Below are 21,478 nucleotides of genomic sequence, written 5' to 3'. Positions count from 1 at the left end.
AATAAGTAAACCTAGTTCAGAAAGATCAGATTTGAAATTTCACTTCAATCAGAATTTAATTCGAAGCATTGCTTTCACCTCTGATGAGGTATTGCCAAGTGATTCATTGAGCCCAGAGCCAACTTCCTCTCTATCTCTGAAATTAAACCGGGCATATCTCAACCAGAGAGATACATTTCTCATTGGATCGTATCGCACCATAGCGTATGTCCGAACTCCTTTACCATTGTAGGCAGGTATTGAAAAAGCGTAGAGTACATCGTTTTCATACACGTATTGGGCATTATCAAAATTGTCTGTTTCAAAAAGGGCCATCCGGGTATTGAACTTCAATCGCCACCACTCAAAATTAACATCCTGGATAATAGCAAAGCCTTTTGTGAATTCCTCAGCTTCATTTTGAGTACTGCTTTGCACTTTGGTCTTCAACTTCAACCATGGTTTAAGTTCATAGTCCACATTGAAAATATAATTTCGTTTCACCTGATCAACCAGCTCATTCAGGTTTTCATTAGCCACTGTGACTTGTCGGGTTTGTTGTCTGGCCTGTGCATAGAGCGTGACTTGCCTGGATGGAAAATGTGAATATCGTGCCAGCCACTCATAGCCAACAGATGGTGCTTCCGTTTGATATTTCAACCATGGAAATTTGAAACGATCATAATAAAGGTTCAGCTTATGTCTCCGGTTTGGTTTAACGGATAGCCCCCAATAAGTTCCTCTTTCATTGATGTTCCGGGAGTTTTCAGAGAAGGCATTTCCATAGAAGGAATGGAAGTCACGATCGTAATTTCGAAAAACCATGGCCATGTCTACTGTTCTGGAAAGGCTGGCAACCAAACCGCCAACAGCCCCAATCCCGCCGCTCTTTGATCGGGCGCCTTCACCAAAAAAGGAAAAATTTTGCCAGGTGTAATTAGCATACGCCGAGGTGATGTAATTATGATCCCCTTTAAATTCAAACTGGTTGTAATTATTTGGCCTTCGCTGAAGTGGTGTGCTGTATTGACTGTTTAACCCTGAGATTCCTATTGTCAACCTTCTATGGGGACTGTACTCAACCACCGCTCCGATTGATTCTTCCGTGATACGATCTTTTGATGCAATTTCCGAAGGAGTACGATGGAAACCTGTTCCCTGAATAGAGTTGATAAACTCTTCAAAATCGGAAAAAGTGGTATCCGTTTGGATATTGCCATCCTGATTCAAATAAGAATAGAATACGGTGATCTCAAAATCACCTGTTGAACGAGTGAGCCCTGCACCTCTAAAAAACCCTGACTCTAGCACAGATGTATAAGGCCGGATTCCCAGGCTGTTTCGTTTGGTGGTATTTACGGTTTCAGCTCCCTTACCGGCATTAAATCCGGCTCCAAACACAACTCCCTGACCTACTTGAAGCTGAAAGTCACCCAGCATGATTTTCTCAAAGCCCCACTTGTTTCCCAGCATTAGATGGTAGGAATAAAAGTCGAACCCTTTTTGACCATCATCGAAGCTGAATTGCTCGCCGTTATCTTTTTCAAACGTAAAACCTAAACTAAAAATTCCACGGTGGCTGGTCCGGAATCGTCCGTAAATTTTATTAGGAGAGCCAACATATCGGGAAGGTGGAGTTGTGACTGTGTCTGTGATCATATCATTTTCGTCCCTAATAAATGTGGTGTCAAGTGGAAGTGCTTCAGTGTACCCTATTTGTTCTTCTAACCTTTGTGAATACCTCAATAAAAAGTAGTTGTTTTCTTCATTCCAAATCCGTTTCAGCAACGGCCGGGTATCCGCCAATGACTCTTCCACTGTAACAAAGGGAAGCAACAATCTGATAGTTTCCAGATCCATTTCAGGAATGGCCTGCAGCTCATTGATGGAAAGGAAATCTCCAAATTGGTCACGATAAATGAAAAAGTTAGAGAGTTGAGCGGGGTTAAGGATGTAGAGAGACCCCAGCTCCTCAGGTTCTACCTTGTTGAGATTCAGCTTGCTGCTATAATACAGTAGGAGGGATTCGTAAATGTCCTCGTAAGCAACATCCTCATCCTGAACCTGAAATAATCGCTCTGCAAATGATTCGAGATCAATTTCTTCGTTTTGAGCAGTGGATAAATAGCTCATTAGAATGAGCGATATGATCAGTGCTTTCCTCATTTTTTAAATGAATAGGCTACTGAAATTTCGTGGATACTTCCAAGCCTGGAATCATTCGAAAAAGCATAATCAAACTTTAAATTTTTTGGATGGAATCCTACACCAAAGGCTCCCAAAAATGGTTCTGTGCTAATTCCCGTACGGACATAAACATTATCAACGATCCGATATTCAATACCTGCCTTGAACACTTCATCAAAGTCCAAATCTTTCTCTACTTCCGCATTCAGAATCAGCTCTTCTGATGGAAGAAATGAAATGCCGGCCTTCATTACGGTAGGTGCTTTTTCTCCGGTCTCACTATTGATTTCAGCTTGATTTAGGTTGAAAATATGTGCCCCAAAGCGAAGCTGAGTATTGATTTCGGCCACTCCTCCAAACTGGATTGCAAGAGCCCGATTGGTACCAATAGTTGAAATATTGTATTGCAGGAGATCCACACCTACACCCAGGCTGACCATCTGAAATTTATTCCCGAAAGCAAGGTGAACCCGCTGCTCACTGTAGAGGTCATCACCAAACTTATAAAAGCCTATACCTGAACTGCCAAAAGGTGCCGCATAGATAGCTCCGGCACCCACCACCTGAAATTGTGATACGCCATACCTGTTTTGGTAAGAAGCAAAGGCAGCATGATTTTCAACCCTACCTAAACTGCCTATATTGTTAAAGAGGCTGTATTCATCCCCGAATGTAAGCGACGCTCCGGCCATGGCTGCATTTCTTGCCCCTAGATTAAACGTGCCTGTTTGTGCGTTTACTGTAAAGCATAGGAGTAAGGCGAATAGGAAGGTCAGCAGCTTCATAATTGCAAAATATGCATTTGGAAGATTTATGTCAATAATTGTAAATTAAGATGAGTTCGTTTATGTGTGTAAAATTTTATTGCAAAATGAAGCTAACTAATCTTCTCTTGGGAGGAGGTAGGTGGGTTGATGCAAAAAAATTCATTTTGGAATAAAATTGATCAAGAAAACAGTTTTCTAACCCACCCCTTACCCCTCCAAGGAGGGGACTTGAAGCTGTTTTCTTTATTCATGTTTCGAACTCCTGTTAAATTATAGGTAAATGAAATTAACAACTCTTCTTCTGATGGTTATTAAATTTCACCAATTGTTTGGGCAGAAAACAGATACCGCCCGATTTGGAGATGGAACCATTGAAAGTATTGGAGAAACAGGTGAAAAAGGTAAATCAGGAGTGTGGAGACACTTTTATCCTGGCGGTGAATTGAATGCGCTACTCACTTACAAAAAAGATGAACTGGATGGATTTCAAATGTATTATTCATTTGATGGAAAATTGATTGGGAGAGAATTTTATGTGGATGGTCTGATGGAAGATTCAGCAACATATTATTACCCCAACGGTCAGTTGGAAAAGCATGGAATTTATGAAAATGGCCTATATGAAGGAAGATGGACTTTCTATCACGAGAATGGGAATCTGAAGAGAATTGGAGCATATAAGGATGGAAGCCCCAATGGTGAATGGGAGTTTTACTTTGAAAATGGTCAACTGAATCAGAAAGGTCGACTGGTTGATGGGTTAGAGGATGGGCTTTGGATCTATTTTGATGAAGATGGAAACCAACTTTATGAAGGCAAATGGGAGCAGGGGGAGAAAGTAGGACAGTGGTACACTTTTAGAAAAGGCAGGAAGAAGGAATGGAAAAATTTTGACTAAAACAGGGATAGCAGGTTGATGAAAAAGTGTGTTTCATCTTCACCGGTTCTCGAAAATTCAAATCTAAAGGTGATGTCATTGACCAGCACCAGGTCGATCCCTGTTCCAAAACTGTATAGGTATTTATCGGTCAAAAGGTTGCTTCCTTCATAATTTGGAAAACCAACGGCATATCCCTGATCGAAGAAGACTTTTCCATATATAGTGATTGGAAAAGTTTGAAATTGTCGAAGGGGCATTGCTTTGCTAATGTCATATTTTCTACCGAATAGCTGATGCTTAAATTCATTTCGCTGTAATACATAGGAGCTGGCCTCAATGATGCGAAGATCATACCCTCTAATTACTTCTTTCAGGAAACCAATGGAGCTATAATTGAAATAGGCTCTGTTTTTTGCCGGAAAAGTACTTAGCACCGACAGGTTGTTGACGAGAAAGAAATTGTCTTTAAACTCAGTGTATTTTGTCAAATTCGCTCGTGCCCGCCAATAATCTACACCATCATCATAGATTCCTAAGCCTACTTTGGAAAGCCCGGCACGGTAGTATGAACCTTTGGTCGGATAGTTTCGATTGTTTCGTTTATCCCATACGTAGGTATATCCAAATGAAAGGTATTGCTGCTGAGTCCTTCCATTTCCCAGGTAATTTTCATTAAGCCTAGCCACGGTATCAGCTACATCAACCCTAAGGTGGCCAATGCTGGTGTTGTGAAATGAATAAAATGAACTGCGATAAGAATGCGAAATGGAGTTCGTATAGGCCCTTCTGAGCACATGTTCTTGCGATGAGGTAAATCTTCTGATATTTTCAACAGTAACAACCGGAACATTCTTCGCCTCAAAATAGCTGGAGCTAAATGATAAACCATTTTTTTGAGCTTTGTCAATGTAGGGGATGTCGTAATAGAGATTAAGTACCGTTTCAAATCCCGTTTGTAGCCATAAGCGCAGTATCTCATTTTTACCTCGAAAATTGAACTGGGTGACCTTAAGCCCATAATTCACCCTACTGAGATCACGATCACGGTTAACCCACCAGTCGTTAAAATTTCTGTCTACCAGCCGAAATATGGGGAATGGGTAGAGGTACCATCTTTCATCCACCGTAATCAGGACATCCGCATTTCCATCCGTAACATCCATCAGATCTATCGAGACTTCATTGAACAAATTGGTATTGTAGATGCGATTTCGATCCCAAACAAACATGCTGTCCAGTTGATAACGCTGATAGGTACTGTCTTTTTGGAAACTGAGCTCTCGAGTAATAATTCTCGCCTTGGTTTTGAAATTACCTACGATCTCAATATTGCGTATAGTAAGCACCTCGCTGGAATCTGCCTGGGCATGGCTTGCAGCCGAAAGGAGAAACGCAAAGGTCATTGCGCATATTTTTAAAAGAGATTGTATCAAAGTGAAAGATCTAGCTGCTTCTAAATATGGAGTAATTGACAAACAGAATGATTTTTTAGTGGGTGTGCAAATTTTGATTCATACTTTTACGAAGTGAATCGGATACTTAAGAAAATCCTCATTTTACCTGTGCTGATCTACCAGTATTCGATCTCTCCGCTATTCCCTAATTCCTGCAGATATACACCCACCTGTTCTCAGTATACCAAGGAGGCCATTCAGAAGTATGGACTGAAAGGACTGTGGATGGGACTGAAACGCATTAGCAGGTGCCACCCTTGGGGTGGGAGTGGTTATGATCCGGTGAAATAAGTTACTCTTCTAAAACCTCAGCTTTCAAAATACGCACATCCTCGAGCGGACGATCCAGCTCATTGGTGGATACTGATGCAATGGAATCCACCACCTCCAATCCGGAAACCACTTCTCCATATACGGTATAGTTCTGATCCAGATGAGGAGTGCCTCCGATTGTTTTGTAGACCTCCCAATGTTCGTCTGGTATGCGATAAGGTTCAAAATCTTTATAGTTTTTGGCCAACTCTCTAAACCGATTATTGATGCGAACTGCAGTAGGCCAGTCTTCTGCTTCCATGGCAACCATTAGCGAGTCCAGGTCCTCACTATAAGCTGAATCATGTTTCACATAATATTCTGCCAGCCATCCATTGATGCGGGTCTCCGCCTGATTGAGCAAGCTGTCATTGAACACCTTGCCTTGTACAATGTAAAACTGCGTGCTGCTGGAAACACGATCAGGATGGTTTCCCCTTGCAGCAGCCAGTACACCTTTCTTGTGAAACAAGTTTAGGTCAAACTCTGCCGGTACTGTGTAGGGCAGGCCACCACTACCAAGTGTATCGCCGGGCTGAGCGTTTTTACTATCCGTATCACCTCCCTGGATCATGAAGTTTTCGATGACCCGATGAAAGAGAACACTATCCAGTACACCTGCATTTACGATTTTGATGAAGTTGTCCCGATGTAGCGGTGTTTCGTTATATAGCTGTATTATGATATCACCTTTGTTGGTGGTCAGCTTAACTTTAGTTAGTGAAGGTTCTTCTGTTTCCTGGTGGTTAGTGGTGCAGGCAAATAACATCAAAGCAATGGATAGGTAGGTTAGGTACTTCATTGGTCAAAGGTTTTAGAGCGATGAAGATAGTAAAAATTGGTTTGTGGTTGTGGAGGTAACGGTTTGGCTATGTGTAATGTGGGATTAGAATGCACTATACTGTCCGCCACCGATTTACATTCAATTTAGCACTAAAACCTGCATTACGTAGCTTTTGTTAAACTTTCGTGCTTTTTTTAAATCCATTTTCCGAATACTACTTTGACTCCAAAGTGATTTCCCCAAGTGTCGGCTGAATTGTCATTAATGAAATAGGTTTTACCTATTTGAAGTCCCAACGACAAAGAGAATTTATTTTCAAATAGAATGTTGTATCCTGATTCAATCCAGCTTCCAATGTTCGTATGATTAGCTTCATTATTTCTTGTCAAACTTAGTATTGGCGAAATGAAAAATCCCTTTGATATTTCTACCTTATCTTTTTTTTTCTTTAAAAAAATTGGTGTCCCGATTTCTGCACCAATATGACTTAACTTATCATTTCCGTTTCTAATGCCGTAGTTCAAAATACTTATTAATCTAAAATCAATACGATTAGTAAAACTTCTCTGATAAACTATCGGCAAGACATTAATGTCAAGTTCGCCTGAGTTGTAATATGGCTCTACAGTAACACTTGGGTTAATACCAAAAAAGTTCATTCGTCTTTCATCCTGTCCAAAGGCAGCATTTGCAGTCAATATTGTTAGAAGTAATAAAACGTATTTCATTCTCCGTTTTTTTTTCAAATGAAGCACAACATTAATGTAAACGCCACTAGTGGCGTTTAGCTACCTTATATTTTTTGCCACTCCTTTCATCTAACGCATTGATTTACAAAAACAAAAGCGCTTGCTAATCGCCTGTCTGCCGGCAAAGGCTGGGATATGAACAGCACCTCTATAATCATAAGGCCTATTTCGAATATACCTTATTTGCTTAATTAGATGAATTTACTCTTCCATCAGTTTTTTCTTCAGCGTCATCAGGTTTCGTTTGCGTGGGATGTGATATGCTTTCCGTTCCCATCGAACTAAAAAGAATGCAAGCCCGTACATGCCGATAATCAATAACCACTTTTCAATGGAAGCACCGAAATAGATCATTTTGGCAAGGGTGAAAATTCCAATAGGAATCAGGTAGTAGTAGATCATAATGGTGGCAATCCGGATCATTGAGTCACTGTTGGATATGGCATGTTCCAGTTCTCCCATCAACGATCTGTCAAAGCTGTTCTCTTTCTTCCTTCTCTTTCTTCGAAAGAATAAGAGAAATAACACTGTAAGGCCCATCACACCCGCACCGGCATAGTCCCAAAGTCCTTCTTTGTCAATAATCGCATCTGTCAGTAATACGATTGTAACTATACTATTAATTATCATCAGACTTATTTCTACTTTATTGATACGCCTGCTGGCCGCATCTTTTTTACGTCCTACACTGTTGTGCAGTGCTTGTTGATCTATTGCATACATAGTTTCTCCTTTTTGTTCGTTCCAGATTTTTTGCATTTCCTCAAACTCCATCATACTCGTAGCTTTTAGAGGTTTCAGTCAATTGTTTTTTGATCCGATGAAGCTTCACCCCAATGTTGCTTTCAGAAATGCCCATAAGATCAGACATCTCTTTGTAGCTGTATCCATCCAGCAGGAGAAGCGTAAGCGAGCGATCAATCTCATTGAACTTCTTGATGACTTCATATAGCCATGAAACTCGCTCATCCTCAGCTTCATCCTTCGCTACCAGCACATTGCCCATTTTGTCTACTTCCTGATGCCCATCTATATGCTTCTTTTCCTTCGTGCTCCATTTGATTGCAGTATTCAATGCAATACGATATAGCCAGGTAGAAACAGCTGATGAGCCTTTGAAATTGGGAATGGATCTGAACATCTGTATGCACACCTCCTGAAATAGATCATTCTGATCCTCGGTTGAAAATGCATACGATCGTATCACCTTGAAAAGTAATGCCCTATGACCATCCAGCCATTCATTGAAAATTTTACGCTGTTCGCTTTCTTTCATTTTCGAATCGATACCTCATTAGTACCCGGGCCATTAGATTTCTTACACAAAAGGAAAAGTTTTCTCAATCGTCTCATAAATGGACCATGAAATAGTTTGAAGTGAGCGTTACTTAAGTTGCTCTTCAATACTCTTTGTTACGGTACTCTTCACTTCGCCGGTATGAGCGGTGGATTTGTTTTCAATCAGCATGATCTGACATTCTTCTTCTGATGAAACTCGGTGATTTACGCCTTGTTTCACCACATAGAAATCTCCCTGCTTCATTATAAAAGGCTTTTTATTTTCTTCTTCAAAAAGCAGCTCTCCATTTAGAATGAAAAATGCTTCATCTTCATGGGCGTGATTGTGCCAAGGGATATCTTCTCCTTTGATTTTCGCCACTTTCACATATACATCATTCACTTCACCAATGACTTTTGGGGAGAAGTATTCTGTGACTTTGGATAAATGTTCTTGGATGTTCATGGCTTAAAGATAGCTAGAGCCTATTTAGACCCTGAAATAATCAGGGTGACTTAAATTTTATATTCTGTCATGCTGAACTTGTTTCAGCATCTCATAGGAAACTACTTTTGCACCATGCCCATCCACGACCTGGTAGTAACTCCTGAAATTGGTTTCGATACTGAAGCACTTGAGAATCATTTGAAATCTTCCGGTCAGTTAAAGGACGGTCAGTATGTTGATATCCTCCGTCGGTCAATTGATGCGCGTCAAAAAACAATAAAAGTCAATCTAAAGGTAGACGTACGTGATACGCCACCGGAGGTGGAGTATGTAGAGTATTTCAAAAAGAATCATAATGTCAGCAATGCCGAGCCAGTCATAATCGTGGGAGCGGGCCCGGCCGGTCTTTTTGCTGCCATCAAAGCAATTGAGGGTGGCTTAAAACCTATCCTGCTGGAACGAGGAAAGGATGTTCAGGCCAGGAGAAGGGACCTGGCAGCAATCAATAAGGAACACAAAGTAAACCCGGAAAGCAACTATTGCTTTGGAGAGGGAGGTGCCGGAACTTATTCTGATGGAAAGCTCTATACCCGTTCTAAAAAGAGAGGGAGTATCCGTAGAGTTTTTGAAATACTGGTAGCACATGGAGCTACACCTGACATCTTGTTTGAAGCACATCCGCATATTGGAACAAATAAGCTTCCTAAGCTGGTAACAGCTCTGAGGGAAACAATAGAAGCGGCAGGAGGGGAAGTTCATTTCAACACCAAGGTTACTGATTTCATTATTGAAGATGGAGAGATTAAAGGAGTAGTTGCTGAGCAGAGTAATTTCAAAGGAGTTGCTGTGGTACTCGCTACCGGACATTCAGCTCGTGATATTTTTAGATTATGTCAAAAGCATAAAGTAAAAACTGAAGCTAAGCCTTTTGCTTTGGGTGCACGAATTGAGCATCCACAGCAACTCATCGATCAAATTCAGTACAAATGTGATAACAGAGGTGAATACTTGCCTGCTTCTGCATATTCCCTGGTTTCTCAAACTACCTTGAAAGGGAAGGAGCGTGGGGTTTTCTCATTCTGTATGTGCCCGGGAGGCTTCATTGTTCCTGCTGCCACCTCTCCGGGTGAATTGGTAGTGAATGGAATGAGTCCATCCAGGCGGGATAGCAAATATGCAAACTCCGGTATGGTGGTGGCAGTAGAATTGGATGATATACCTGAGTACCGAAAATTTGGTGAACTGGCTGCAATGGAGTTTCAAGCAGATGTGGAAAAGCAGGCCTGGAAGCTTGGAGGAGAAACTCAAATGGCTCCAGCTCAGAAAATGATTGATTTTGTAAATGGCAAAGTATCCAGTGATTTGCTGGAAACCTCTTATCAACCGGGAGTCCAATCTGCAGATATGATGGAGGTTTTGCCTCATTTTATTGGGAAACGATTACGGCAAGGCTTCCAGTATTTTGGTCAGAAAATGAAGGGTTACCTCACAAATGAGGCGCAGATCATTGGTGTAGAAAGCAGAACATCATCGCCAGTTAGAATTCCACGTGATCGTGAAACCTGCGAGCATATTGAAGTCAAGCGATTATTTCCATGCGCGGAAGGAGCTGGATATGCAGGAGGTATTGTATCTGCAGCCATGGATGGGGAGAGATGTATGGATGGTGTGCTGAAAATGTACCATTAATTATATTTTTTTTAGCTAACAGTTTTCTGAGATAATTGATGTTATTTTTGATTAAATAATCACCTTCATGAAAAATAGTATATCCCTATTATTTGCTATTACAACACTGTTACTTGTTCAATGCAAATCTGCTAATCAAACACAGTCTTTAGAGGAAAATCAAGAAGCTATTCCTATCCTTTTACTATTACAAGATGATTTGACTCCATCAGATTTGGAGGCCATCAAATCCGTGAAGGTTGAAAGCATGAAACGAATAAGCCGTTCGCAGAATAAGTGGATGGTGAAAATAGCGAATGAATATGTGGTAAATGAGACAATAGAGAAACTAGGTAAAGATGAGGGGGTAATTGAAGTTTCAAGGGTATCTGATGAAGCTCTACATACACCCATAAATTCCAAGTCTGGAAAGTCAGGACCAATAAAGAATTAATTATGAGAAGAAAATACTTATTAGCCATTAGCATCTTCATGGCTATTTTCAGTTTTGGTCAGACTAAGACTGAGTCGATTAAAGACATCAATTCCAGTAATACAAACGCAGTTTTTCTTGGAAAAACAGAAAGGATAGATAAGCTGGTTGGAGTACCCACAACTAGCTCTACCAAACGGGATAAGAATAAAGCAAAAAAAGCCCAACCTAACTTTTTCGGTAGAGGAACAAGCAAAGTAAAGATTGCAGAAGTCGAGCATCAGGGACCCGATCCGATTCGACAAATCCAGACACCTGACCGAACTCGAGTGATTATTGAGCCAATAGTAAATATTGAAGGAATCACCAATGGATCTGACCCCCAGGATCCGACTGGGGCTATAGGGTCTAACTATTACTTACAAGCTATAAATGCAACTTCAATCGGGATTTTTCAAAAAGATGGAACATTGGAGCAGGAATTTTCTGCAAATACACTTTGGTCACCACTAGGGGAATCATCTTTAGGAGATCCTATTATTCTTTTTGATCAAGCCGCAGATCGATGGTTAATAACTGAGTTTGCTGACCCTGCAAACTTGCTAATTGCCATGAGTGAGACAAACGATCCTCAAGGATCATACTATGTATACTCATTTTCAACTCCTGACTTTCCAGACTATCCTAAATATGCTATTTGGAGTGACTCATATACTGTTACAACAAATGAATCAGGTACTAATGCCTTACATCAATATTTTATCGATAGAGATGCATTGATAGCCGGTAATGAGGATGTTACCATCCAAAGAGTGGAAATTGGAGGTAATACAAATACAGAGGCAGGATTTTATGTAACCACTCCTGTTGACTGGAATGGAGATACCGCTCCGGTGGATAACAAGCCTATGGTTGTAAAAATCAATGATTCCTCATGGGGCGATGTGGAGGAAGATGTGCTGGAAATATACACTTTCGAAGTTGATTTTGATGATCCTGATAATACGACAACTACACTAACATCTATAATTACTACACCTTTTGATGGGTATCCATGTGCTGCTGCAGGTGCGGGTTTTGCTTGTGTCCCACAGAAAGATGGAGATGGACTAGATGCAATACCAGAGGTTATTATGAATGTACCTCATTATAGGAATTTTGACACACACGAATCTATAGTGCTGAATTTCATAACAGACGCAACCGATGGTGAAAATATTTCAGGTATTAGATGGATGGAGCTAAGAAGATCAGGTGGAGATTGGGAGCTTTATCAAGAAGGAACATTCGCTCCTGATGATGGTTTGCATCGCTACATGGGGTCAATAGCCATGGATGGAAATGGCAATATTGGATTAGCGTACAATGTAAGTGGAGATGATGAATATGTTGGTATTCGTTTCACCGGAAGATTTGCCAATGATCCACTCGGGATTATGACTGTTCAAGAATATGAAGTTGTGGCGGGATTAAATCCGATTATTTCCGGAACTCGCTTTGGTGATTATGCTCAAATGAATGTTGACCCTTCGGATGATTTGACATTTTGGTACACTTCCGAATACGCTGGAAACGGTACGGATGATGCCACCACCCGGATTTTTTCTTTTCAACTGGAAAGAAGAGATAATGATCTTGCTGCAGTGAAGGTCATTTCACCTGAACCTTTCGCAAGCTTATCATCATCAGAATCTATCACGGTAGAAATCAGCAATACGGGAGAAATGGTAGCTTCCAATTTTGATATTCAATTAATAGTAGATGGTGTTGATATTGTTACAGATACCTATACAGGTTCATTAGATCCTCAAGAGGATATTGAGTACACCTTTTCTTCACCTGTAGACTTAGGTGCTTTAGGTGAATATGGTATCCAATTTAAAATAATTTACGATGCTGATGAGGCTGAAGAAAATGACAGCTACTCTGTAGTTGTTAAAAATATTCCAACTTTTGATGCAGGAGTTGATATGGATTTGCCGGATGAGTCGTGTACGGATGTTCTGTCTGGAAATTTGAGTATCATAAATAATGGCGCCACGACTATGACTTCATTAGATATTAACCTTTTCGTAAATGATGATCTTCAGGAAACTATTGAATGGATCGGATCTTTGGAAACAAACGAAATTGATTTAGTAGAGATTGCTTTTGAAAGTCTTGATGAAGGAAATAATGATTTGAAGGTTACAATTGAAAATCCGAATAGCGAAGAGGATCAATTACCAGCTGATAATGAATTAGTTAAATCAGTAAATCATTCATTAGAATCCGAGCAAATAACCCTCTACCTAACTACGGATAATTACCCCGAAGAAACAACGTGGGAGATTCTGGATGAAGAAAATAATGTTGTAGAATCGGGCGGTCCATATACAAGTAACCTCACAACTTACAGTCATGTAGTTTGTTTAGAAACGGATAAGTGCTACACCTTCGAAATAACAGATTCAGAAGGCGATGGTATTTGTTGTGATTATGGCGAAGGATCTTATTATATGGACGGTGAAGATGGAGAGGTAATTTTTGAAGATGATGGTCAATTTGGATCAGTCGAGAGCACAGAGTTTTGTTTTAAATATGTATGTAATCTGACCGCAGCAATTACCAAAGTAGATGCCAGCAGCACTGAAGGTGGAGCAATAAATATCTCTGCTAGCGGTGGTTTTGGTTACGAATATAGCATTGATGGTGGACAGACCTTTGTAACAGATCCAATGTTTTCTGATTTGGAAGAAGGCACGTATCAGGTGGTTATTAATTCTGATGATGGTCAGTGTGTGTATGAGGAAACAGTTGATATTTTTTACATCCTTGGAGCACAGGAAAACCTAATAGAAGGATTAAAAATATTCCCAAATCCAACAAACGGAGTTTTTAAGATTTCATTGAGTGATCATACTTATATAAATGGCTTTCTGAAAATTGAGGTTTTAGACCTAAACGGACGTGTTATTCAGTATAGAAAGCTGAGTAGATATGGAGGATCATTTGAGGGAACTCTTTCGCTATATGCCTATCCGGATGGTGTTTATTTCCTCAAGTTAGTCAATGTAGAATCAGACAAGTTGGTAAGGATAATTAAACAATAATCAGTTCTACCACTATACCTTGTCAGTAAAGTGTTTTTCTGATTTTTCAGCCGAAAACTTCGTTTGATTATAGGCTGCAGTGCCACCTTTCGGAATAGAAAGTGACTCCCAGTCTTCACCTTTTATAATCTTTGCCAGATAGACCATCTGACCAATGTGATAACTGTAATGGGCAAGCTGTCGGTGGATGGCGTCAATTACAGTATGCCCTTCGTTTCTGATATACACAGTTCTGTTCAGGTCATCAGTTTTCAAATCTTTAATCGCATTGAAGAAGCAGGTCCAGCCTTCTTCCCACTTTTCGATCATCTCTTTTCTTGTCTTGATAGTAGATTCGAATTCGCCCTCTCTGTCTCGCCAGTCTTTTTCGCCATCTTCGGTCAGGAAGTTGGTCCATCTGGAAAGCATATTTCCACTCATATGTTTTACCAACATTGGGATACTATTGGATCCGTCATTCGGAATTAGATGGAGCTCATCATCAGATAATGCATTGAAAGTTCGCTCACCTAGCGACTTATAATATGCCAATAGTTTAATGAGATTTTCTGTCATTTCTAGAATTCAATAATTGCTTTTGCTTGATCCTTAAGCCTCTTTACATATGTCTCATCAGTGATTTTACCACCTTCCATTTTGCCGTTGATACGAATCAATTTGGGCTTGAGTGCCAGCACATGCATACCAAGGTAATTGAAAATGTCTGTTAAATGGCTCATAGCCATCACTCCACCTTGTATCCCTGAAGAAAGTCCAACAATTGCACATTTCTTCCCTTTTAATGTTCCTGGAAATTCCAGCGCATCCAGGAAGGTTTTAAGTATTCCTGGAAAGGAACCATTGTATTCAGGAACGATGAATACAAATTTTTGAGCTTCCTTCATGTGCTCTCTTACAGGGTTGAAGTCTACATTCGTGCCCTGGTTTTCATATAAGGCAGAAGCAATGAAATCTGCAGGTAGCTTTTCCAGATCCACAATGGTGCTTTCTACATCATGTTCTTTCAGTATTTCTTGATACAGTAATGCCACCTGTTTTGAGATGGAATTTTTACGATTAGTGCCGCTTATGATTGTGATCATACAGGATTTTCTAAATCAATATTGTAGTTATGGGCGCATATAAGAATATTTGCCCGATAATTGCGTTTTCAGGTCTGTCAAAGACCACAAAGAAACACAAACCTGTAAACCTCAAGAACCACTTTTAGTTCAAATGTCCATCAAGGTAGAGCAACTTACTAAAGTTTACGGCACTCAAAAAGCATTGAATGAAATCTCATTTGAAGCGACCAAAGGAAAAATAACCGGTTTCCTTGGCCCTAATGGTGCTGGAAAATCTACAACGATGAAGATAGCGACGGGCTACATTGGATTAACCTCGGGTGCAATTTCAGTGGAGGGCATTGATGTTACCAAGGAACCTTTGAAGGTAAAAGAACTTACAGGCTACTTACCGGAACATAATCCGCTGTATCTGGATATGTACGTAAAAGAGTATCTCGGTTTTATTGCGTCAGCTTATCGAATTGGAAATCAAAGAGCAAGAATTGACGAGATGATCGAAACGTGTGGGCTGGAAAGAGAGCAACACAAGAAAATTGGAGCGCTTTCCAAAGGATACAGGCAAAGGGTTGGATTGGCTCAGGCATTGATCCATGATCCCAAGGTTCTTATTTTGGATGAACCTACAGGAGGTCTTGATCCCAATCAATTAGTTGAGATTCGAAAGGTGATCAAAGAGGCTAGTAAGGACAAAACGGTTATTCTTTCCACTCATATTATGCAGGAGGTAGAAGCGCTTTGTGATAAGGTGGTGATTATCAATAAAGGTCAGATTGTGGCGGATGACGAAGTTAAAAATCTGAAGTCAATGAAGTCTGACGTGATCAGTTACTGGGTGGAGTTTGAGGATCCTGTTGATCAAGCTCTTTTCGAAAATGAAGATCTTGACGTTTCTCAAGTAGGAGAGAATAGCTATCGTATTTCTGCCAAAGAAGATCCGAGAAAGATCATCATGAAAGTAGCCGGAGAGCATGCTTTACCATTAATCAACATCTTAAAAGAAGAACAATCCCTTGAGAATGTTTTTCAGGAACTGACCAAAGAGAAATGATCGCAATCCTAAAAAAAGAAATAAACGAATTCCTTGATTCACTCATAGGGTATGTAGTGATCGGGATTTTTCTGATTGGGATAGGACTGCTGATGTGGGTTTTTCCTGAGACGAATGTGCTCGACTATGGATATGCCAGCATGGAAACCTTGTTTTCCGTAGCTCCTTATGTTTTTATGTTTTTGATTCCAGCCATCACCATGAAGGCTTTTGCAGAGGAGAAGCGGAATGGGACAATTGAATTACTTTATACACTGCCCTTCAGAGACATTGAAATTGTGATCGGAAAGTTTTTGGCGGGGTTTCTTTTGGTTGTTTTCTCAATCATCCCAACGTTAGTATACTATTTCACGCTATCATACCTTGGAAACCCGGTTGGCAATATTGACACTGCGGGCATCATAGGTTCCTATATTGGGCTGATTTTACTTGGAGGTATTTTTACTTCCATCGGAATACTTGCTTCAGCACTTACAGGTAATCAAATTGTCTCGTTCATTCTGGCAGCATTCTTATGCTTTTCTTTTTATGCCGGGTTTGATTCCATCGCATCCATCAATATATGGTCTGAGACTTCCTTCATCATTGAGCAAATCGGCATTTTGGCTCATTATGAGACATTGAGCAAAGGGTTGATTGATATGAGCGATGTGGTTTACTTTTTGAGCATGATCGCACTGTTTTTGTATGTTACCCGAATCATTTTAAATGTGCAAAAGGGATGAGTGAAGGAAGGAAAATAATCATACTTCAAACGCTGACTTTACTACTCAGTGTCTGGCTGGTAAATCAGCTGGCGGATAGGTTTCGGGTGCAGTTTGATTTGACAGAGGAGAAACGCTACACTATTTCTGAGGCAACAAAAGAGCTTTTGCGATCACTTGACGAGCAGGTATTTTTTGAAGTGTATTTAGCGGGTGAATTACCATCCAATTTTGAACGTTTTCAAAAATCCATTGGTGAAATGCTGGAGCAGTTTGCTATGGAGAGTGACAACCTCATCCAATACAAATTCACTGACCCGGCACAAGCAACAAATCAACAAGCTAGAAATCAGTTTTATCAGTCTTTGATTGATAAAGGGATCGAGCCTTCGAATCTAAACTACAAGAATGCAGATGGTGACCGAATGGAGAAACTTCTTTTCCCCGGAGCAATTGTTTCAAAAGGAATGAATGAAGTAGCTGCAAACCTCGTAAAAGGGAATAGCGCTGCTGAAATAGATATTTTATTAAACCAAAGTATTGAAGGTCTGGAATATGAGCTCGCCTCAGCTATCGCTCAACTTGTGGGTGGAGGCACCAGAAAGGTAGCTTACATCACTGGCCATGGTTCTCCCGACAGTTTGGAGGTTGCCGGCTTCAGGAGTGCGGTTTTATCAAGATTTGATCTTTTTAATGTTTCACTAAGTAATAGAAACGAGCTAAGCGGATACGATGCTGTTGTAATAGGCAAGCCCACACAGCCTTTTACAGAAAGGGAAAAATATTTGGTGGATCAGTACCTGATGCGAGGTGGAAATCTGATTTACTTCATTGATGCATTGCGAGTGAACATGGATAGTGCCTCAGGAGAGGGAACAGTAGCTATTTCTTACAAGACCAATCTTGCGGATCAATTGTTTAAGTACGGTGTTCGAATAAATCAGAATTATGTTCTTGATGTAAACAGTGGGCAATTTCCTGTTGTGGCAGGAAATGTGGGCGGCCAGCCTCAAATTCAGATGATCCCATGGCCATTTTTCCCAGTACTCACCAATTTCGGCAAGCATCCATCCGTAAGAAATCTTGATGCAATCCTTGGTCGATTTGTTTCAGAAATCGATACGGTGAAAGCTGAAGGAATAGTTAAGACACCCTTGATAAACACCAGCCAGTATACCAAACTCCTGGGGCCGCCGGTCAGGGTGGCATTCAATGATTTGAGAGATAAGCTTAGGCCTGAAAGATTTACCGATGGACCGAAAACAGTTGGTTATCTTTTGGAAGGAAAGTTCATGTCACTTTATGCTAACAGACTTGTGCCAAAAGGTTTTGACAAGACTGATTTTATTGAAAAAGGTGATCCTGGAAAGGTAATTGTCATTGGAGATGGAGACATCATCCGAAATGACTTTGATCCCGAGACAGATGAACCTTTGAGTTTAGGGGTGGAGCCTTTTACGAAGACTACCTATGCAAATGAAGAATTTATCCTAAACATTCTGGACTATATGGTTGACGATTCCGGGTTGATTGAGACCAGGTCTCGTGAGGTAAAAATTCGTCCACTGGATAGGGTGAAAGTTCAGCAAGAGCGAACCAAATGGCAATTGGTCAACTTAGTTGCCCCGGTTTTACTTGTGTTGTTAATTGGTGGCATTAAATGGTATATCAGGAAAAATAAATTTGCAAAGCAATGAGCAAGACAATCAAATATGCCATAGCTGTCGCAATTCTTCTGGGATTGAATCTTGCGCTTTTTTTGAATGATTCATCAAATGATGCGCCCAAAGCTGAAAAGTATTTTTTGAGTGAGGATTTAGAAGGTGTTAGCAGGTTCACTTTTGCTATAGAAAAGGATAGCGTAGTTATTGAACGTTCAGAGCAAGGATGGATACTCAATGATCAATACAAAGCTGATGAAGGATTTATCAATACCCTTATTTCTATTTTAGAGAAGGTTGAAGTGGGCAGGACCATTGATGATTGGAATAGAGAGGTACTTGGAAATGTTGAAGTAGAGTTTGATTTTAACACCCGCTACCGGTTTCAAATCGCCACGAATCCAACCAAAACGAAATCTTACTTTATTACAAATGATATAGCTAAGGAAGTAGCTGTTCCGGGCTATCGAGATAATGTCATAGATATTTTCACATTACATCCGGATCAATGGAGAGATCGAACGATTGTAGATGGAAGCTGGAGGACCATTCAGAAAATAAAAGTTGAAAAACAGAACGGTGAAAGCTTTGAAATCGCTTTCAATGATAATTTTTTCACGGTTAATGGAGATGCCCCGTATGATAGCTCTGCAGTTGTAGATTACCTTAATCAGTTTCAGCAATTCCAGGCGAATGAAATGATTTCAAAGAGAAGATTCCCTGATTTGGATAGCCTTTCGGATTCAGAGCCATTGGCCAGGGTTCTTATTGATGACCTGAAGGATGAAAATCCAACGCTATTGCAAATCTATCCTGATGATGAAAAACGTGGCTATCATTTAGTCATTGATCACACAGGTCAGCAAATGGTAATTGATGGCAGAAGGGTGCAACAGATTCTATCTAATCCTGATGGTCTTAACTGATCATATTTCAACTGCTTATCTCATAATTTGTGCTTAAATTAGCCACCCGAAAAAAAGAGGCGATTGCCTAAATCACAAAGCTTTATAACATATGAAATTCATTGTCTCATCATCCTACCTTTTAAAGCAACTATCGGCTATCAATGGCGTGATTACAACCAACCCCGTTGTTCCGATTTTGGAGAATTTCCTTTTCGAAATTAATGATGGAAACCTGACCGTTACAGCTTCTGACCTTCAAACAAGCATGATCACTGAGTTGCAGGTTGAAGCGAAAGAGGATGGAAGCATTGCCATTCCTGCTAAGATTCTTTTGGAGACACTTAGAAACCTTCCGGAGCAACCAGTAACCTTTTCAATTGACAGCAATACCTATAGCATCGAGATCAACTCTGATAATGGTAGGTATAAACTTGCCGGAGAGAATGCGACAGATTTTCCGAAAATCCCAACTGTATCGGACGGTTATGCAGTGAACATGTCATCCGAAGTATTAGGAAGGGCAATTAACAACACCATTTTTGCTACATCAAACGATGAGTTGAGACCGGCAATGACGGGAGTGTTTGTGAAATTAGATGAGACGAACACCACTTTTGTGGCGACTGACAGTCACAGACTGATAAGATATAGAAGGGTAGATGTAGCTGCAGATATGAGCCACAGCATGATCATCCCTCGAAAAGCACTTACGCTCTTGAAAGCAACGCTTCCATCAGAGCTTACCAATGTGAATGTGGAGTTCAATGCATCCAATGCATTCTTCAGCTTCAATCAGGTGAAAATGATTTGCCGATTAATTGACGAAAGATTTCCGGATTATGAGAATGTTATTCCATTGGATAATAACAACACCGTGGTAGTTAAGAAAAATGAGCTGCTTAGTTCATTGAAAAGAATTGCTATTTACGCCAACAAAACCACGCATCAGGTAAGGCTAAAAATCACCGGAAGTGAGTTGATGATTTCTGCAGAAGATCTGGATTTCTCCAATGAGGCAAACGAACGATTATCATGCGAACATGATGGTGAAGATTTGGAAATCGGATTCAACGCCAAGTTCCTGGTTGAAATGCTGGCCAATATCGATTCTGATGACATTACGCTCAGATTAAGCGCACCAAACAAAGCAGGCATCATTACGCCAAACGATAAAGATGAGGAGGAAGATATTTTGATGTTGGTAATGCCTGTAATGCTGAATAATCAGGTTTAATCGAAAGGAATTTTAAGATTTAAAGTGATGCTGAGAGGCGTCACTTTTTTTGTTTTTGGGCAACAATAAACTCCAGCGGAGATTGAATAAGTAGGTTAGATTTCTTAAAATCTTTGATGTTTCTGGTTAGTATCAGATTTATTCCATTTTCTTTTGACACGGCATTTTGGATGGCATCTTCAAAGTCTGAAAAGCCACTGTTTATAGCCTCGGATATATGATCTAAGCATGTACATTGAATGGTTATCATCTGGATTAACTCAGAAATGACTTCAAGTGCTTTTTTGTTTCCAAGTTTTTTTCTTACAAAGTAGTGCACATTATGAATACACAATGAGGAGGTGAAAAGTGAAATCTTATTCTCTTCGGCTAAATTGAAGATCGCTGTAGCATGAGATGAGAACGGTTCACGATCAATGAGGAAGTCCAGAATGACATCTGTATCAAGAAATACTTTATTGATCATATTTCTCAATTAAGCCCTCTTCCAAAACCTTCTTATAATCGGAATCCGAGTCGTAAGCAATGATTCCTTTTAGCTTCCTAATTCGCTTTGAGGATGGTTTCTTAGTCTCGGTTTCTGCGAGGATGGAGCGAAAGTAATCTTCAACCATTTTTGATAGACTACTACCTGTAGAAGCTGCATACTTCTTCGTCTTTTCGATTACCTCTTCCTCTATTGTCAGTGTAAGCTTCGTTGACATACGTGTAAATTTACTTTATTACACGTGTAACGACAAATAATGTTGTTAGAAACGATCAACGGTTTAACTGATAGCCGTCAGACGAATCAATTATTACAATAGGCAGAGCCATTCATATCTC

The 21,478-nt window shown here is 40.2% G+C and carries 22 protein-coding genes; 10 read left to right on the top strand and 12 right to left on the bottom strand.

Annotation, left to right across the window (positions count from 1 at the left end; genetic code table 11):
* Nucleotides 1-48: 48 nt before the first annotated feature.
* The gene (locus RIC88_RS05005) at nucleotides 49-2,145 is read right to left on the bottom strand and encodes a ComEA family DNA-binding protein (protein ID WP_350216397.1); all 2,097 of its coding nucleotides are present in this window, start codon (nucleotides 2,143-2,145) and stop codon (nucleotides 49-51) included.
* A complete protein-coding gene (locus tag RIC88_RS05000) occupies nucleotides 2,142-2,951 on the bottom strand; it encodes a PorV/PorQ family protein (RefSeq protein WP_350216396.1) in 810 nt (269 codons plus the stop codon). The genes RIC88_RS05005 and RIC88_RS05000 overlap by 4 nt, the downstream gene beginning before the upstream one ends.
* Before the next feature lie 262 nt (nucleotides 2,952-3,213).
* Here RIC88_RS05000 and RIC88_RS04995 point away from each other — a divergent pair, with 262 nt between their 5' ends.
* Complete coding sequence (locus RIC88_RS04995; protein ID WP_350216395.1) at nucleotides 3,214-3,831, top strand: toxin-antitoxin system YwqK family antitoxin; 618 nt, start codon at nucleotides 3,214-3,216, stop codon at nucleotides 3,829-3,831.
* Here RIC88_RS04995 and RIC88_RS04990 read toward each other — a convergent pair.
* Complete coding sequence (locus tag RIC88_RS04990) at nucleotides 3,828-5,216, bottom strand: BamA/TamA family outer membrane protein (protein ID WP_350216394.1); 1,389 nt, start codon at nucleotides 5,214-5,216, stop codon at nucleotides 3,828-3,830. The genes RIC88_RS04995 and RIC88_RS04990 overlap by 4 nt on opposite strands.
* A 123-nt stretch (nucleotides 5,217-5,339) precedes the next feature.
* Here RIC88_RS04990 and yidD point away from each other — a divergent pair, with 123 nt between their 5' ends.
* Nucleotides 5,340-5,558 (top strand): membrane protein insertion efficiency factor YidD, encoded by a 219-nt coding sequence (gene yidD / locus RIC88_RS04985; protein ID WP_350216393.1) that lies wholly within the window; start codon nucleotides 5,340-5,342, stop codon nucleotides 5,556-5,558.
* 1 nt (nucleotide 5,559) lies between these two features.
* Here yidD and RIC88_RS04980 read toward each other — a convergent pair whose 3' ends face one another.
* The 5 genes from RIC88_RS04980 to RIC88_RS04960 form a co-directional block, all read right to left on the bottom strand.
* Nucleotides 5,560-6,381: a peptidylprolyl isomerase gene (locus RIC88_RS04980; RefSeq protein ID WP_350216392.1), complete on the bottom strand. Its 822-nt coding sequence runs from the start codon at nucleotides 6,379-6,381 to the stop codon at nucleotides 5,560-5,562.
* A 176-nt stretch (nucleotides 6,382-6,557) separates the two neighbouring features.
* On the bottom strand, nucleotides 6,558-7,091 hold the full coding sequence (locus RIC88_RS04975; RefSeq protein WP_350216391.1) for a hypothetical protein: 534 nt from the start codon (nucleotides 7,089-7,091) through the stop codon (nucleotides 6,558-6,560).
* Nucleotides 7,092-7,313: 222 nt separating this feature from the next.
* A complete protein-coding gene (locus RIC88_RS04970; RefSeq protein WP_350216390.1) occupies nucleotides 7,314-7,889 on the bottom strand; it encodes a hypothetical protein in 576 nt (191 codons plus the stop codon).
* The gene (locus tag RIC88_RS04965) at nucleotides 7,876-8,388 is read right to left on the bottom strand and encodes an RNA polymerase sigma factor (protein WP_350216389.1); all 513 of its coding nucleotides are present in this window, start codon (nucleotides 8,386-8,388) and stop codon (nucleotides 7,876-7,878) included. Before RIC88_RS04965 ends, RIC88_RS04970 begins: the two co-directional genes overlap by 14 nt.
* 108 nt (nucleotides 8,389-8,496) lie before the next feature.
* Nucleotides 8,497-8,856, bottom strand: coding sequence for a cupin domain-containing protein (locus RIC88_RS04960; RefSeq protein ID WP_350216388.1), 360 nt, complete (start codon nucleotides 8,854-8,856; stop codon nucleotides 8,497-8,499).
* A 69-nt stretch (nucleotides 8,857-8,925) separates the two neighbouring features.
* Here RIC88_RS04960 and RIC88_RS04955 point away from each other — a divergent pair, with 69 nt between their 5' ends.
* From RIC88_RS04955 to RIC88_RS04945, 3 genes are all read left to right on the top strand, one after another.
* Entirely contained in the window at nucleotides 8,926-10,527 is a 1,602-nt protein-coding gene (locus RIC88_RS04955) for an NAD(P)/FAD-dependent oxidoreductase (protein ID WP_350216387.1), read from the top strand.
* A gap of 67 nt (nucleotides 10,528-10,594) precedes the next feature.
* Nucleotides 10,595-10,960, top strand: a complete 366-nt coding sequence (locus RIC88_RS04950; RefSeq protein ID WP_350216386.1) for a hypothetical protein — start codon at nucleotides 10,595-10,597, stop codon at nucleotides 10,958-10,960.
* 2 nt (nucleotides 10,961-10,962) lie between these two features.
* Complete coding sequence (locus tag RIC88_RS04945; RefSeq protein WP_350216385.1) at nucleotides 10,963-14,031, top strand: T9SS type A sorting domain-containing protein; 3,069 nt, start codon at nucleotides 10,963-10,965, stop codon at nucleotides 14,029-14,031.
* Between the two features lie 12 nt (nucleotides 14,032-14,043).
* Here the strand turns inward: RIC88_RS04945 and RIC88_RS04940 are convergent, their stop codons facing one another.
* Both RIC88_RS04940 and RIC88_RS04935 read right to left on the bottom strand, forming a co-directional pair.
* The gene (locus RIC88_RS04940; RefSeq protein ID WP_350216383.1) at nucleotides 14,044-14,586 is read right to left on the bottom strand and encodes a DUF1572 family protein; all 543 of its coding nucleotides are present in this window, start codon (nucleotides 14,584-14,586) and stop codon (nucleotides 14,044-14,046) included.
* 2 nt (nucleotides 14,587-14,588) lie between these two features.
* The gene (locus tag RIC88_RS04935) at nucleotides 14,589-15,113 is read right to left on the bottom strand and encodes an NADPH-dependent FMN reductase (protein WP_350216382.1); all 525 of its coding nucleotides are present in this window, start codon (nucleotides 15,111-15,113) and stop codon (nucleotides 14,589-14,591) included.
* A 133-nt stretch (nucleotides 15,114-15,246) separates the two neighbouring features.
* On the opposite strand from RIC88_RS04935, the gene gldA reads away from it, so the two are divergent.
* From gldA to dnaN, 5 genes are all read left to right on the top strand, one after another.
* Nucleotides 15,247-16,146, top strand: a complete 900-nt coding sequence (gldA, locus tag RIC88_RS04930; RefSeq protein WP_350216381.1) for a gliding motility-associated ABC transporter ATP-binding subunit GldA — start codon at nucleotides 15,247-15,249, stop codon at nucleotides 16,144-16,146.
* A complete protein-coding gene (gene gldF / locus RIC88_RS04925) occupies nucleotides 16,143-16,871 on the top strand; it encodes a gliding motility-associated ABC transporter permease subunit GldF (RefSeq protein WP_350216380.1) in 729 nt (242 codons plus the stop codon). Before gldA ends, gldF begins: the two co-directional genes overlap by 4 nt.
* Nucleotides 16,868-18,547, top strand: coding sequence for a gliding motility-associated ABC transporter substrate-binding protein GldG (gldG, locus tag RIC88_RS04920; protein WP_350216379.1), 1,680 nt, complete (start codon nucleotides 16,868-16,870; stop codon nucleotides 18,545-18,547). Before gldF ends, gldG begins: the two co-directional genes overlap by 4 nt.
* Complete coding sequence (locus tag RIC88_RS04915; RefSeq protein ID WP_350216378.1) at nucleotides 18,544-19,437, top strand: DUF4340 domain-containing protein; 894 nt, start codon at nucleotides 18,544-18,546, stop codon at nucleotides 19,435-19,437. Before gldG ends, RIC88_RS04915 begins: the two co-directional genes overlap by 4 nt.
* A 91-nt stretch (nucleotides 19,438-19,528) precedes the next feature.
* Nucleotides 19,529-20,653, top strand: a complete 1,125-nt coding sequence (gene dnaN, locus RIC88_RS04910) for a DNA polymerase III subunit beta (protein ID WP_350216377.1) — start codon at nucleotides 19,529-19,531, stop codon at nucleotides 20,651-20,653.
* Between the two features lie 40 nt (nucleotides 20,654-20,693).
* Here the strand turns inward: dnaN and RIC88_RS04905 are convergent, their stop codons facing one another.
* Together RIC88_RS04905 and RIC88_RS04900 are read right to left on the bottom strand one after the other, a co-directional pair.
* A complete protein-coding gene (locus tag RIC88_RS04905; protein ID WP_350216376.1) occupies nucleotides 20,694-21,119 on the bottom strand; it encodes a type II toxin-antitoxin system VapC family toxin in 426 nt (141 codons plus the stop codon).
* Entirely contained in the window at nucleotides 21,109-21,357 is a 249-nt protein-coding gene (locus RIC88_RS04900) for a DUF6364 family protein (RefSeq protein WP_350216374.1), read from the bottom strand. The genes RIC88_RS04905 and RIC88_RS04900 overlap by 11 nt, the downstream gene beginning before the upstream one ends.
* Nucleotides 21,358-21,478: the final 121 nt, after the last annotated feature.

It is taken from the genome of Ekhidna sp. (assembly GCF_040220215.1).
Classification (GTDB): Bacteria; Bacteroidota; Bacteroidia; order Cytophagales; family Cyclobacteriaceae; genus Ekhidna.
The sequence above is the reverse complement of the archived record's forward strand: the minus strand, read 5'-3'. Positions and strand labels throughout refer to the sequence as shown.